The sequence below is a fragment of the Streptomyces sp. NPDC056486 genome, from assembly GCF_042795295.1.
GTDB lineage: Bacteria > Actinomycetota > Actinomycetes > Streptomycetales > Streptomycetaceae > Streptomyces.
Map to the genome: position 1 here is coordinate 1 of NZ_JBHTSF010000095.1, position 13,159 is coordinate 13,159.

Sequence of the window (13,159 nt, forward strand, 5' to 3'; positions counted from 1 at the left end):
GGGTCGGGCCGGGGCCCCCCCCCTCGGGGGGGGCCCCCGGACCGTGGGGTGAGACGGGCGGAGCCGGTTCAGACTCCGACGGGCGTGCGCTCATCGGCCGCGGCCGATGCGGCACCGTCCTGCTTCCCGGCAGCGGTCCGCCCCGGGAGCAGCGCCGCCGCCACCGCGCCCACACCGACGAGCGCGGCGCCGACCCACAGTGCGGGCCCGAGACCGTCCACAAAGCTCTGGGCGGACCCGTAGCCACCCTGGGCGGAGAAGACCGAGGCGAGGACCGCGATGCCGAGGGCGCCGCCGACCTCCCGCAGGGCGTTGTTGGCGCCGGACGCGATGCCCTGCTCGGACGGGCGGACGCTGGACATCACCAGGTTCGCGGCGGGGGCGAAATACAGGGCCATGCCGATCCCGCTGATGATCAGGGCGGGCAGCTGGGCGGCGTACGACATGTCGGACTCCACGATGGCCGCGAACCAGGCGAGGCCGACGGCCTGGAGCGCGAGGCCCGCGGTCACGACGGGGCGGCCGCCGAACCGGTCCGCGAGATAGGCCGCGATGGGAGAGACGATCATCGGCATACCGGTCCAGGGGAGCATCCGCAGGCCCGCCTCGGTGGGCGAGTAGCCGAGGACGTTCTGCAGGAACTGGCTCAGCAGGAAGATCGAGCCGAACATTCCTACGAACATCAGCAGGCTCGCGGCGTTGATCGCGGAGAAGGCGCGGCTGCGGAAGAGCCGCATCGGCAGCATGGGGTTCTTGCTGTTGATGCCGTGGTGGACGAAGCCGCCGAGCAGCGCGGCGCCCGCGATCAGGCCGGTGAGGACGGGAGCACTGGTCCAGCCGTCGATGTTGCCGCGGATCAGCCCGTAGACGATGCCGAAGAGTCCGCCGCTCGCCAGCAGTGTCCCGGCGATGTCGAGCGGCGCCCCGGTGCCGTACGACTCGGAGAGGCGCAGCCGGGCCAGCGGGAGCAGTGCGACGCCGAGCGGGACGTTCAGCCAGAAGATCCACTGCCAGGACACGTGTTCGGTGAGGCTGCCGCCGATGAGCGGACCGCTGGCGACCGCGAGGCCGTTGACGGCGCCCCAGATCCCGTACACCATCCCGCGCTTGGCCACCGGAACGGCCGCCGTCAGGAGGGTCAGCGTCAACGGCATCATGATCGCGGCGCCGACGCCCTGGACCGCGCGGGCGGCGATCAGTGCCTCGATGCCGGGCGCGAGGGCCGCGGCGGCGGAGGCTCCGGTGAAGATGGCGAGACCGGTGATGAAGAGCTTGCGGCGCCCGAAGCGGTCGCCCAGGGCGGCCCCGAACATCAGCAGCACGGCGAAGGTGAGGGTGTACGCGCTCACCGTCCATTCGAGGTCGTGCAGTTCTCCCCCGAAATCCTCGCGGATGGCGGGCAGGGCGGTGGTGACGACGAGGTTGTCGAGGGCCGCCATGAATCCGGCGACGCTGGTGATGGCGAGGGCCCAGCCTGCTCCCCCGCGCCGTGCTGCCTGCAGTGACATTGCTTCCCCTGTGGTTAGCATATTGATTAGTTATTGATTACTAACTTTTGTGGGCGCAAAAATACGCATCCCCCTGACATTCGCGGCTCGGCTCGGCCCGGCTCAGCTCTTGGGCTGCCCCGAGTCGTGCAAACCGGTCCACACCCGATGGTCGGACTGGAAGCCCATCGACACCAGGACGTTGATCAGCATCCCGTGCGCAAGGAACTGCGTCGTCTCGCCGACGTCCACCCCCAGCGCGAGGCGGACTGTGTCGTAGATCTCCATCCAGCCGGCCCGCAGCGCTTCACCGAACTCCCGGTCACCGGACGCCTCCGCGGAGGCCACGGCGACGTACATCTGCATCTGCATGAGCAGCATGTCCGGGTCGTCGGCGATGAGTGCCCGGTAGGCCTCACCCATGGCATGCAAGGCCTCTTCCCCCTCGAGCCCTTCGGACGCCTTCCTGAAGACCTCGGTGACCTCCTGGCAGCAACGCCTGGACGCAGCGAGGAAGATGGCCTCCTTCCCCGGGAAGAGGCGGAAGAGATACGGCTGCGAGACGCCCACCCGCTTGGCGATCACCTCGGTGGACGTGCCGTTGAAGCCGCCGCGGGCGAACTCGATCATCGCCGCGCGGATGACACTCTCGCGTCGCTCCTCTGCACTCATCCTGACCATACGATTAAGTTAGTGGCCAATCACTACCTAAGTCAAGAGGACGCCGCACAGGGGCTCGGCTACAGCGGTAAGGGGCACCCGCCCATTGCGAATGCCCCCTACCCCTGCCAGTTCTGTTACCCCTTCGTGCCCTGCGAAGGTCAGGTTCGTGCCCTGCGAAGGTCAGGTTCGCGCCTTGCGAAGGTCAGGCGAGCTGGACCACGGCCCGGGACATGCCAAGAACCTTCTGGTCCCCGCTCTTCGCCACCAGGTCCACCCGGACCCGGTTGTCGTCGAGCTTCACCGCGACCTTGGCGCTGACCTCGATCAGCGCGCCCTTGTCGTCATTCGGGACCACGACGGGCTTGGTGAAGCGCACGCCGTACTCGACGACGGCGGCCGGGTCGCCCACCCAGTCCGTCACCACACGGATCGCCTCGGCCATGGTGAACATGCCGTGCGCGATGACGTCGGGCAGGCCGACCTCGACTGCGAACTTCTCGTTCCAGTGGATCGGGTTGAAGTCTCCGGAGGCGCCCGCGTACCGCACGAGTGTGGCGCGTGTCACGGGGAAGCTCTGGGCCGTCAGCTCGGTACCGGCCTCGACGCTGTCGTACGAAATCTTGGCGGTCATCGACTCAGGCTCCCTCTGCCGCGGGCTCCGCCGCACGCGCGACGAGCTTGGTCCAGGCCGTCACGACGTGCTCGCCGGCCTCGTCGTGGACCTCGCCGCGGATGTCCAGGATGTCGTTGCCCGCCATCGACTTGATGGCCTCGATGGTCGAGGTGACCCTGAGCCGGTCCCCCGCACGCACCGGGCGGGTGTACGCGAACTTCTGGTCCCCGTGCACGACGCGGCTGTAGTCGAGCCCCAGCTGCGGGTCCTCGATGACCTTGCCCGCGGCCTTGAACGAGATGGCGAACACAAAAGTCGGCGGGGCGATCACATCGGGGTGCCCGAATGCCTTGGCGGCCTCCGCGTCGGTGTACGCGGGATTGGCGTCGCCCACCGCCTCGGCGAACTCACGGATCTTCTCCCGGCCGACCTCATAGGGATCGGTGGGCGGGTAGGACCGCCCCACGAAGGACTGGTCGAGCGCCATGGACTCGGTACCTCCTGCAGGTATGGGTAAACGACGCGAGGCCGCCCCCAGAATCGGGGACGGCCTCGTGTACGAGCCTGTATCTAGCGCGTTTCGCGGTGCGCAGTGTGCGCGTTGCAGCGCGGGCAGTGCTTCTTCATCTCAAGACGGTCCGGGTCGTTACGCCGGTTCTTCTTGGTGATGTAGTTCCGCTCCTTGCACTCCACGCAGGCCAGCGTGATCTTCGGGCGGACGTCTGTGGCAGCCACGTGAGTGCTCCTTGACGGACGGATGGACGGATGAACGCAAAAAAATAGTAGCCGATCGAAGGTCCGACCCCACAATCGGCTACCAATTCAGTAGCGGTGACCGGACTTGAACCGGTGACACAGCGATTATGAGCCGCTTGCTCTACCGACTGAGCTACACCGCTGTGATGCCAGATCCCCTCGCCCGAAGGCGAGGATCAACCGACACCAGAGCCCCAATGCGGAATCGAACCGCAGACCTTCTCCTTACCATGGAGACGCTCTACCGACTGAGCTATTGGGGCGAGCGATGAAGACATTACACGGTCGGTCGCCGATCGCCCAAATCCGTTTCGCCGGGGCTGTCCAGGGGGATCTAGGCATGCGTCCCGGCCGCCTCACCACGTCACTTCTGCGCCTCGCGCCACACCGGTTCGGCCCCTTGGGGCGGGGCGGTGCGGAGCCTCAGGCCGGGGCAGTACAACCCCTCAGGCCGCGGCGGTACGGACCCTCGCGGCGCGGCGGTGTTCGGACCCTCGGGCCACTCCGCTTCGGAGCACCGCACCGCGCCTCTTCGGAGCACCGCACCACTCCGTTTCGGAGCACCGCACCACTCCGTTTCGGAACACGCGCAACGCCCCTTGAGGGCCCGCGCAACACCTCTTCGTAGCCCCGCACCTCACCTCCTCGTAGCCCCGCACCACACCGGTACGACTATTTCGCGCCTCCTCGAAGAGGGCCGGTCGTCGCCATAGGCTCGACCCACGTTGCGTGATCTTGGACGTCGTGCTCCCGGGCGCCTCCGCCCCGGACGACGCCACGCCCGCAGCCGCCCCCGAACCTCAGGAGCGCGATGCCCGACAGTCAGCCGCAGCCCCACTCCTCCGGCCCTTCCGGCTCCTCGGGCTCCTCCGGCTCTTCCGGTTCCTCGGGTGATGACACCGACGCCACGGCGCTGCTCCTCTGTGGCGCCCGGCTGACCGACGGCCGGACCGTGGACGTGCGGCTCGGCTCCGGACGCATCGAGGCGGTCGGTACGGCGGGCAGCCTGACCGCGCAGTCCGCGCGCGTGGACCTCGGCGGCTACCTCCTGCTGCCGGCCGCGGCCGAACCGCACGCGCACAGCGACACGGCACTGTCCGCGGACGCGGAGGGCCCGGTCTCGTACGAACTCGCCGACGTCCAGCGCCGGACCACCGAGGCCGCCCTGCTGCAGCTCGGGCACGGCGCGACGGCGCTGCGCTCGCACGTTCGGATCGGTGACGTACCGGGGCTCACCTCGATGGAGGCAGTGCTGCAGGCCCGGCGTTCGCTGCGCGGCCTTGTCGACCTGACGGCCGTCGCCGTGCCGCGGCTACTGACCGGGGTGGCCGGTGCCGACGGGCTCGCGATGCTGCGGGACGCGGTGAAGATGGGCGCCTCCGTAGTGGGCGGTTGCCCAGACCTCGACCCTGATCCGACCGGGTACGTGGAGGCGGTGCTCGAGGTCGCCGCCGAGCACGGCTGCCCCGTCGACCTGCACACGGACGCCAGCGATTCGGCGCGGCTCGGGCGGTTCGCGGCGATGGCGGGCGGGCTGCGGCCCGGGGTGACGATCGGGCCGTGCGGCGGACTCGGGCGGCTGCCGTCGGACGTGGCCGCCCGTACGGCGGAACAGCTGGCGGCGGCCGGCGTGACGGTGGTGTGCCTGCCGCAGGGCGGGTGCGGAAGCGTGGAGCGACGAGGCGCCGTGGCGCCGGTCCGGCTGCTTCGGGCGGCCGGTGTGCGGGTCGCCGCGGGCAGCGGGGCCATGCGGGACGTGTCGAACCCCGTGGGGCGCGGGGATCCGCTGGAGGCCGCCTATCTGCTGGCCTCACGGTGCGGGCTGCGCCCCGATGACGCGTACGGCGCGGTGAGCACCGCGGCACGGGCCGCGCTGGGGCTTCCCCAAGTGCGCGTGGAGGCGGGCTTCCCCGCCGAGCTGCTCGCGGTGCGCGGCGATCATCTCGCAGGGGCGCTCTCGCTCGCGTACAGCCGCATCGTGGTGCACCGGGGGCGCGTGGTGGCACGGACGAGCGCGGTGCGGGAGTACTGCGATTCGGCAGCCGCCGTGGCCCTCGACCTGCCACGCCAAGGCCGCTCGAAGGGAGCGGGCCCGGGAGGACGACCGAAGGGCGCGGAGCCGTCCTGAGGGCGGCAGAACCTTCCTGAGGGCGGGTGACGCTTCCGGCCGTGCTCCCGCGTGCGCGGGGCGATCATGCGGGAGCTGTCGTACGGTCGGAGACATGCGCATTGTCATCGCTGGAGGTCATGGTCAGATCGCGCTGCGGCTCGAGCGGCTGCTCGCCGCGCGGGGTGACGAGGTCGTAGGCCTCGTCCGCAGAGCCGGACAGGAAGGCGACCTGCGGGCCGCGGGTGCCGAAGCAGCGCTGTGCGACCTGGAATCGGCATCCGTCGACGAGGTCGCCGGGCTTCTGGAAGGCGCCGACGCGGCCGTCTTCGCGGCGGGCGCGGGGCCGGGCAGCGGAGCCGACCGCAAGAACACCGTGGACCGCGACGCCGCCGTGCTCTTCGCCGACGCGGCGGAACGCGCCGGCGTGCGGCGCTACGTCGTCGTGTCGTCGATGGGCGCCGACCCCGCGCACGAGGGCGACGAGATCTTCGACGCCTATCTGCGGGCCAAGGGCGAGGCCGACGCCTCCGTACGCGCCCGCAAGGACCTGGACTGGACGATCCTGCGCCCCGGGATGCTGACGGACGACGCGGGCACCGGTCTCGTACGCCTGGAGGTGTCGACCGGACGCGGGCCGATCCCGCGTGACGACGTGGCCGCGGTGCTCGCGGAGCTCGTCGACTCGTCGGCGACGGCAGGCCTGACGCTGGAGCTGATCAGCGGGTCCACGCCGGTGTCCGTGGCGGTCAAGTCCGTAGCGGGCAACTGACGCCCGCTCTTGGGCGGGAACTGACGGGAACTGACGTCCGTACGGCGAAGTCAGCTTCCTAAGTCGGTTAAGTCGGTCTCCTGAGGGATGTCCCGCGCGCGTGGCGGTGCTTGTCTTGAACTGCCGCCTACGTGAGGAACGCCATGCCCGCTTCCCAGGTGCCCGCCGCGCGCGAGGCCCTCCTGCGGCGGATGTACGCCGTCTTCAGTACCGAAGAGCGCGACGCGTTCATCCCCCGCTCCCTGGCACCGGACGTGGACTGGCCGAACCTCCTGGACAACACCCGCGCCCGGGGCATCACGGCGGTCCGCGCCTACTGGGCACGGCAGTTCGCGGTGATGCACCCACTGGTGCACCTGGAGCGGCTGCGGCTCGACGACGACGGGCGGCGCGTCGTGGCGACCGTGCGGCCCGGGCTGCGGGACGAGACAGGCGATCACTGGGCGCCGACGACGGTCGAGCACGTCTACACGTTCCGCGTCGACGGCCTGGTGAGCCGGATGGACGTACGGCAGCCGTGACCCCACACAGGCCCCACAGAAGCCCTGAAAGCCCGCGAGAGCGCCTCAGAACAGCGGAAGCTGACCGGGGAAGTCCGGGACCACGTAACCGTCCAGAGCGGGCTGTGCGGCACCCAGCAGGGCCTGCCTGCGCGACCCCGGGCAGGAGACGAGATCACCGCTGCCGCGCTGACCCGGCGGATCATGGCGGGCGAACCGACCCCCGACGACGGCGATTTCACGGCGGCACTCGGGGCAGTTCCTGCGGCGCGAGGCCGCGGATGACGCTGACGACATGGACGACATGGCCTCAGCGCACGAAAAGACCCCCTCCGACTTGCGTTTCCGCAAGATCGGAGAGGGTCTCCTTCGTGTGGCGGCGCCAGGATTCGAACCTGGGAAGGCTGAGCCGGCAGATTTACAGTCTGCTCCCTTTGGCCGCTCGGGCACACCGCCTGGGTCGCTGCCTGGAATCGACCGCTTGGTGCGGCGCTCCGTGGCAACGACGTAAACGATACCCGATACGTAGGGGTGCTTCGCCACCCGATTGATCAGTGCCCGGCGCGGGGGTGGTGGCTAGGCTTTGCGGATGCGGCCAGGGACCGAAGGCCGTGCACGAGCTGAGTACGCAGACCCCGATACAAGGAGCCACAGGACATGGCCGACTCCAGTTTCGACATCGTCTCGAAGGTCGAGCGGCAGGAGGTCGACAACGCCCTCAACCAGGCCGCCAAGGAGATTTCGCAGCGCTACGACTTCAAGGGCACGGGTGCCTCGATCGCCTGGTCCGGCGAGAAGATCCTGATGGAGGCGAACGGTGAGGAGCGGGTCAAGGCGATCCTCGACATCTTCCAGTCCAAGCTGATCAAGCGCGGCATCTCGCTGAAGTCGCTGGACGCGGGTGAGCCGCAGCTGTCCGGCAAGGAGTACAAGATCTTCGCCTCGATCGAAGAGGGCATCTCCCAGGAGAACGCGAAGAAGGTCGCCAAGATCATCCGCGATGAGGGCCCGAAGGGCGTCAAGGCGCAGGTCCAGGGCGACGAGCTGCGCGTCAGCTCGAAGAGCCGCGACGACCTGCAGGCCGTACAGGCGCTGGTCAAGGGGCAGGACTTCGACTTCGATGTGCAGTTCGCGAATTACCGGTAGTCGTCGGTAGTCGTCAGTAGTCGTCTGCCGCCAGTTAGTACTGGTGGCTTCTCGTCGTACGACGAGCGGAGGGCGGGCACCCGCGTCGGGTGCCCGCCCTTGCTGCTGGCCGCAGATCGGGGGATTGGCGCCTCGAGCGGCGCGCGTGGCCTCAGCGGCGTGAGTGGCCGAAGAGGAGGCGGTAGACGACGAGCAGGGCGAGTGAGCCGCCGATCGCCGCCACCCACGTCGGGCCGTCGTAGAAGTCGTTGGATATCGGGCGGTCGAGATAGCGGGCGGAGTACCAGCCGCCGATGAAGGCGCCCGCGATGCCGATGACGGTCGTGCCGATGAAACCGCCCGGGTCACGGCCGGGCAGCAGGACCTTGGCGATGGCACCGGCGAGCAGCCCCAGAACGATCCAGCTGATGATGCCCATGCGGTGAACCTGCCCCTCTCTGTGCTGTCCTCCTGAAGGACGTCACGGGGGCAGGGCGCGGTTGCGGTGATCAGCCGGGTGCGGCGTACGACACACGGGTGCGATGCCGTGGCATCGCACCCGGCACGCGCGCTAGCGCGCCGCGAACGGCTGGTCCGTGCGGACGATTTCGCGGCCGAGCGGCATCAACGACACCGGGATCAGCTTGAAGTTGGCGACGCCCAGCGGGATCCCGATGATCGTGACGCAGAGAAGGAATCCGGTGACGATGTGGCCGATCGCGAGCCACCAGCCCGCGAGGACCAGCCACAGGACGTTGCCGACGCAGGACGCCGCGCCCGCGTCGCGGCGCTCAACTGTCGTGTAGCCGAAGGGCCACAGGGCATAGCGGCCTATCCGGAAGCTGGCGAGGCCGAACGGGATGCCGATGATCGTGATGCACAGGAGCACCCCCGCCAGGAGGTAGGCGAGGAACATCCAGAAGCCGCACAGGACTAGCCATATGACGTTGAGGATTGTCTTCACTGGTGGCGACCTGCCATCTGCTCGAGCCGGGCAATGCGCTCCGCCATCGGCGGATGCGTGGAGAACATCTTGGACATGCCCTGCCCCGGACGGAAAGGGTTCGCAATCATCATGTGACTTGCCGTCTCGATGCGTGGCTCGGGCGGCAGCGGAAGCTGCTTCGTGCCCGCGTCGAGCTTACGCAGGGCGCTCGCGAGGGCCAGTGGGTCCCCCGTGAGCTGCGCGCCTGACGCGTCGGCCTCGTACTCCCTGGAGCGGCTGATCGCGAGTTGGATGACGGAGGCGGCAAGCGGGCCCAGGAGCATGATCAGGAGCATGCCGAAAATGCCGGGTCCGTCGTTGTCGTTCGACCTGCCGACAGGGATCAGCCAGGCGAAGTTGACCAGGAACATGATCACCGAGGCGAGTGCGCCCGCGACCGACGAGATCAGGATGTCGCGGTTGTAGACATGGCTGAGCTCGTGTCCGATGACGCCCCGCAGCTCGCGCTCGTCCAGGAGACGCAGGATGCCGTCGGTGCAGCACACCGCCGCGTTGCGCGGATTGCGGCCCGTCGCGAACGCGTTCGGCGCCTCGGTGGGCGAGATGTAGAGGCGGGGCATGGGCTGGCGGGCCTGGGTGGAGAGCTCGCGGACCATGCGGTACAGCGCGGGTGCCTCGAATTCGCTCACCGGGCGCGCTCGCATGGCACGCAGGGCGAGCTTGTCGCTGTTCCAGTACGCGTACGCATTGGTGCCGAGCGCCACGAAAAGCGCGACGATCAAGCCCGTACGCCCGAAGAAACTGCCGATGACGAGAATGAGAGCGGACAGTCCCCCGAGGAGTACGGCGGTCTTCAGCCCGTTGGTCCGTCGGTGCACGGTACGCCCTCCTGTGGTGCGTGGGGGAACCCTCTGTCTACTGGTGCTTCCACTCTTCAGTGGACCCTCCCGTACTGGTCAACGCCAGGCGGCAGGCACTAGTTCCCTTGTGCGCGCAGGAGCGATGCAGGGGCATATGGGCCGCTCGGGTGATGGCCGAGCGGCCCTTGCGGAGACCGGGTCGCGTCAGAAGAGGCCGGTGTCGGAGAACCTCAGGACGAGTTGCGGCGCTCCGGAGAGGGCGATGCCGAGGACCGCGGTCAGGGCGATGGCCGCCGTCAGGGGAGCCGGGACGCGGTGCTTGACCGGCTCGCCCTCGGGGGCGCGGAACAGCAGCGCGGTCCACTGGAGGTAGTAGAAGAGCGCGATGACCACGTTCGCGGCCATCACCACGGCGAGCCAGCCCAGGCCCGCGTCGACCGCCGCCGAGAAGACGGTGACCTTCGCGAAGAGGCCGATGATGCCCGGCGGCAGGCCCGCGAGGCAGAGCAGGAAGAAGCCGAGCACCAGGGCCGCGAGGGGGCTCCTGGAGTACAGGCCTCGGTAGTCGCTGACGCGGTTCAGGCGCTGGGTCCTGCCGACGAGCGCGGCGACGGCGAAGGCTCCGAGGTTCACGGCCGCGTACATCAGGGCGTACGCGACGGTGGAGCCGACGGCCTTCTCGGCCTCCGCGGGGTTGTCGGCGTATCCGGCTGCGGCGATCGGCACCAGGAGGTATCCCGCCTGGCCCACAGAGGACCAGGCGAGCAGGCGTACCGCGCTGTACGCGCGCGTGGCCTGCTGGCGCAGTGCCGCCACGTTGCCCGCGGTCATGGTGAGGGCGGCGAGCACGGCGAGCGCCGGGCCCCACACGTCCGCGTACGAGGGGAACGCGACGACGGTGACGAGGATCAGGCCGGTGAAGCCGACCGCCTTACCTACTACGGAGAGATAGGCGGCGACCGGCAGCGGCGCGCCCACGTAGGTGTCGGGCACCCAGAAGTGGAAGGGCACGGCGGCGACCTTGAAGGCGAAGCCGACGAGGGTGAGGGCGACGCCGGCCTGGGCGAGCGTGTCCAGCTGCCCGTCGACGTGCCGGAGCTCGTCGGCGATCTCGGTGAGGTGCATGGTCCCGGTCGCGGCGTACACGAAGCTGACGCCCATCAGCGTCACGGCGGTCGCGGTGACGGACGAGAGGAAGAACTTCAGGGCCGCTTCGGAGGACCGCTTGTCGCCGTGCCTGAGGCCGACGAGCGCGAAGGCGGGCAGCGAGGCGACTTCGAGGGCGACGACGAGGGTCGCCAGGTCACGTGAGGCGGGCAGCAGCGCGGCACCCGCGGCGGAGGAGAGCAGCAGGAACCAGAACTCCCCTTCGGGGAGTTCCTTCTCCGTGCCGTTCGCGTCCTTGAGCGCGCTCATCGAGAGCAGCGCGGCCAGCAAAGCGCCGCCGAGTACGAGCAGTTGGATGACGAGCGTGAAACGGTCGGCGGTGTAGCTGCAGGCGTCCCCGCCGGTCAGGCAGAACGTCGAGCGGTCGTCGTTCAGGATCGGCAGCAGGGAGAGTGCGGCGACGGCGAGACCCGCCACGGAGATCCAGCCGAGCAGCGCCTTCTTCTTGTCGCCCACGAAGAGGTCGGCGACGAGCACGAGGAGACCGACGACCGCCGCGATGGTGGGCGGAGCGATCGCGAGCCAGTCGACGGACTGGACGACACTGGCGGCGCTTTCGACGGCCACGGTCACGACTTGCCTCCTGAGAGGAGCTGCTGCACGGCCGGGTCGGTGAGGCCGAGCAGAGCGGCGGGCCAGAGTCCGGCGAGGACGGTGAGGGCGACGAGCGGGGTCCAGGCGGCGAACTCATAGCCCTGGACATCGGCGAGCGCCGGGGTTTCCGTCTTGGCGGCGCCCTGGGGCATCGGGCCCATGCAGACACGGCGTACGACGACGAGCATGTACGCGGCGGTGAGCAAGGTACCGAAGGCGGCGATCGCCATGAAGGTGAGGAAGGCGGGGCGGCTGAGGCCGTCGGCGGGCTTGAACGCGCCGAACAGCGCGAGCATTTCGCCCCAGAACCCGGCCAGGCCCGGCAGGCCGAGCGAGGCGACGGCGCCGAAGGCGAGGAGGCCGCCGAGGCGGGGTGCCTTGCCGTAGAGCGCGGCGCCCGATTCCTGCGCGAGGGTGTCGAGGTCGCTGGTGCCGGTGCGGTCCTTCAGCGCGCCGACGAGGAAGAACAGCAGGCCGGTGATGAGGCCGTGCGCGATGTTGGCGAACAGCGCGCCGTTCACGCCGGTCGGGCTCATCGTCGAGATGCCGAGCAGCACGAAGCCCATGTGGCCCACGGACGAGTACGCGATGAGGCGCTTGAGGTCGCCCTTCGCGCCCTGCTTGGCCAGGGCCAGGCAGGCGAGCGAACCGTAGATGATCCCGACGACGGCGAAGGCCGCGAGGTACGGCGCGAAGGTGTGCATGCCGTCGGGCGTGATCGGCAGCAGGATCCGGACGAATCCGTACGTGCCCATCTTCAGCATCACGCCGGCCAGCAGGACCGAGCCGACGGTGGGCGCGGCGGTGTGCGCGTCCGGCAGCCAGCTGTGCAGCGGCCACATCGGCGTCTTGACCGCGAGCCCGATCCCGATCGCCAGAACGGCGATGACCTGCACGGATGCACTCAGGCCCCGGCCGTTGTCAGTGGCGAGTGCCACCATGTCGAATGTGCCGGACTTGAGGCCGACGAGGAGGAGACCGAGCAGCATCACGACGGAGCCGAGCAGGGTGAAGAGGATGAACTTCCAAGCCGCTTGGGTTCGTTGGGCGCCGCCCCAGCGGGCGATGAGGAAGTACATCGGGATGAGGACCATCTCGAACGCCAGGAAGAACAGCAGCAGATCGAGGACGGCGAAGGTCGCGAGGGTGCCGGACTCGAGCACGAGGATCAGCGCGACAAATGCCTTGGGAGACGGGCCCGCGGGCATTTTGAAGTAGGAGTACAGCGCGCAGAGGAAGGTCAGCAGCGCGGTCAGGACCAGGAGGGGGAGCGAGATGCCGTCGATGCCGAGGTGGATGCGCACGTCGAGTGCGGGGATCCAGCTGATATCGGTCGTGGCCTGCATCTTTGACGGCTGGTCATGGTTGAAGCCGAGTGCCAGGACGATCGCGGCGATGAGGATCGCGCCGGTCACGATCACGCCGTGGCGCAGCACGGCCTGGTCCGGTGACTTCCCCTTCAGTCCGGGCGGGGCCGGGAGCAGGGCGGCCACGGCGCCGATGAGCGGGCCGACCACGATCAACGCCAGAAGAAGCTGCATCACGGATTCACTGATATCGATCACGGCT

The 13,159-nt window shown here is 69.1% G+C and carries 15 protein-coding genes and 3 tRNA genes; 4 read left to right on the forward strand and 14 right to left on the reverse strand.

The genetic code is table 11. The features are described 5' to 3' along the window. Positions 1-68: 68 nt before the first annotated feature. The 7 genes from ACFQ7F_RS30215 to ACFQ7F_RS30245 form a co-directional block, all read right to left on the reverse strand. The gene (locus ACFQ7F_RS30215; RefSeq protein ID WP_383276955.1) at positions 69-1,508 is read right to left on the reverse strand and encodes a DHA2 family efflux MFS transporter permease subunit; all 1,440 of its coding nucleotides are present in this window, start codon (positions 1,506-1,508) and stop codon (positions 69-71) included. A 102-nt stretch (positions 1,509-1,610) separates the two neighbouring features. After that, complete coding sequence (locus tag ACFQ7F_RS30220; RefSeq protein ID WP_383276958.1) at positions 1,611-2,168, reverse strand: TetR/AcrR family transcriptional regulator; 558 nt, start codon at positions 2,166-2,168, stop codon at positions 1,611-1,613. A 184-nt stretch (positions 2,169-2,352) separates the two neighbouring features. Next, positions 2,353-2,781 carry a MaoC family dehydratase gene (locus ACFQ7F_RS30225; protein WP_383276961.1) on the reverse strand — a complete coding sequence of 143 codons (429 nt, stop codon included), beginning with the start codon at positions 2,779-2,781 and terminating at the stop codon, positions 2,353-2,355. Positions 2,782-2,785: 4 nt separating this feature from the next. Beyond that, positions 2,786-3,250 (reverse strand): MaoC family dehydratase N-terminal domain-containing protein, encoded by a 465-nt coding sequence (locus tag ACFQ7F_RS30230; protein WP_383276964.1) that lies wholly within the window; start codon positions 3,248-3,250, stop codon positions 2,786-2,788. A gap of 83 nt (positions 3,251-3,333) precedes the next feature. Further along, positions 3,334-3,498 carry a 50S ribosomal protein L33 gene (rpmG, locus tag ACFQ7F_RS30235; protein WP_004571794.1) on the reverse strand — a complete coding sequence of 55 codons (165 nt, stop codon included), beginning with the start codon at positions 3,496-3,498 and terminating at the stop codon, positions 3,334-3,336. A gap of 91 nt (positions 3,499-3,589) precedes the next feature. Next, positions 3,590-3,662, reverse strand: a tRNA-Met gene (locus ACFQ7F_RS30240). A gap of 47 nt (positions 3,663-3,709) precedes the next feature. Further along, positions 3,710-3,782, reverse strand: a tRNA-Thr gene (locus ACFQ7F_RS30245). A 548-nt stretch (positions 3,783-4,330) separates the two neighbouring features. On the opposite strand from ACFQ7F_RS30245, the gene ACFQ7F_RS30250 reads away from it, so the two are divergent. The 3 genes from ACFQ7F_RS30250 (at position 4,331) to ACFQ7F_RS30260 (ending at position 6,919) form a co-directional block, all read left to right on the forward strand. Next, positions 4,331-5,647: an amidohydrolase family protein gene (locus ACFQ7F_RS30250; protein ID WP_383276967.1), complete on the forward strand. Its 1,317-nt coding sequence runs from the start codon at positions 4,331-4,333 to the stop codon at positions 5,645-5,647. A gap of 94 nt (positions 5,648-5,741) precedes the next feature. After that, the gene (locus tag ACFQ7F_RS30255) at positions 5,742-6,398 is read left to right on the forward strand and encodes an SDR family oxidoreductase (protein ID WP_383276970.1); all 657 of its coding nucleotides are present in this window, start codon (positions 5,742-5,744) and stop codon (positions 6,396-6,398) included. Between the two features lie 143 nt (positions 6,399-6,541). Then, positions 6,542-6,919, forward strand: coding sequence for a nuclear transport factor 2 family protein (locus ACFQ7F_RS30260; protein ID WP_383276973.1), 378 nt, complete (start codon positions 6,542-6,544; stop codon positions 6,917-6,919). Positions 6,920-6,964: 45 nt separating this feature from the next. Here ACFQ7F_RS30260 and ACFQ7F_RS30265 read toward each other — a convergent pair whose 3' ends face one another. Both ACFQ7F_RS30265 and ACFQ7F_RS30270 read right to left on the reverse strand, forming a co-directional pair. Then, positions 6,965-7,195 (reverse strand): hypothetical protein, encoded by a 231-nt coding sequence (locus tag ACFQ7F_RS30265; RefSeq protein WP_383276976.1) that lies wholly within the window; start codon positions 7,193-7,195, stop codon positions 6,965-6,967. A gap of 77 nt (positions 7,196-7,272) precedes the next feature. Further along, positions 7,273-7,354, reverse strand: a tRNA-Tyr gene (locus ACFQ7F_RS30270). A gap of 201 nt (positions 7,355-7,555) precedes the next feature. Between ACFQ7F_RS30270 and ACFQ7F_RS30275 the strand changes: the two genes are divergently transcribed. Then, the gene (locus ACFQ7F_RS30275) at positions 7,556-8,044 is read left to right on the forward strand and encodes a YajQ family cyclic di-GMP-binding protein (RefSeq protein WP_383276979.1); all 489 of its coding nucleotides are present in this window, start codon (positions 7,556-7,558) and stop codon (positions 8,042-8,044) included. 151 nt (positions 8,045-8,195) lie between these two features. Here ACFQ7F_RS30275 and ACFQ7F_RS30280 read toward each other — a convergent pair whose 3' ends face one another. The 5 genes from ACFQ7F_RS30280 to ACFQ7F_RS30300 all read right to left on the reverse strand — a co-directional run bounded on the left by ACFQ7F_RS30280 (position 8,196) and on the right by ACFQ7F_RS30300 (position 13,155). After that, a complete protein-coding gene (locus ACFQ7F_RS30280) occupies positions 8,196-8,462 on the reverse strand; it encodes a GlsB/YeaQ/YmgE family stress response membrane protein (protein WP_383276981.1) in 267 nt (88 codons plus the stop codon). Between the two features lie 132 nt (positions 8,463-8,594). After that, the gene (locus ACFQ7F_RS30285) at positions 8,595-8,987 is read right to left on the reverse strand and encodes a YccF domain-containing protein (protein WP_383276984.1); all 393 of its coding nucleotides are present in this window, start codon (positions 8,985-8,987) and stop codon (positions 8,595-8,597) included. Then, positions 8,984-9,847, reverse strand: a complete 864-nt coding sequence (gene htpX / locus ACFQ7F_RS30290) for a zinc metalloprotease HtpX (RefSeq protein WP_383276987.1) — start codon at positions 9,845-9,847, stop codon at positions 8,984-8,986. The genes ACFQ7F_RS30285 and htpX overlap by 4 nt, the downstream gene beginning before the upstream one ends. A gap of 186 nt (positions 9,848-10,033) precedes the next feature. Then, positions 10,034-11,569, reverse strand: coding sequence for an NADH-quinone oxidoreductase subunit N (locus ACFQ7F_RS30295; RefSeq protein WP_383276990.1), 1,536 nt, complete (start codon positions 11,567-11,569; stop codon positions 10,034-10,036). Beyond that, entirely contained in the window at positions 11,566-13,155 is a 1,590-nt protein-coding gene (locus ACFQ7F_RS30300) for a NuoM family protein (protein WP_383276993.1), read from the reverse strand. Before ACFQ7F_RS30300 ends, ACFQ7F_RS30295 begins: the two co-directional genes overlap by 4 nt. Between the last annotated feature and the right edge of the window lie 4 nt (positions 13,156-13,159).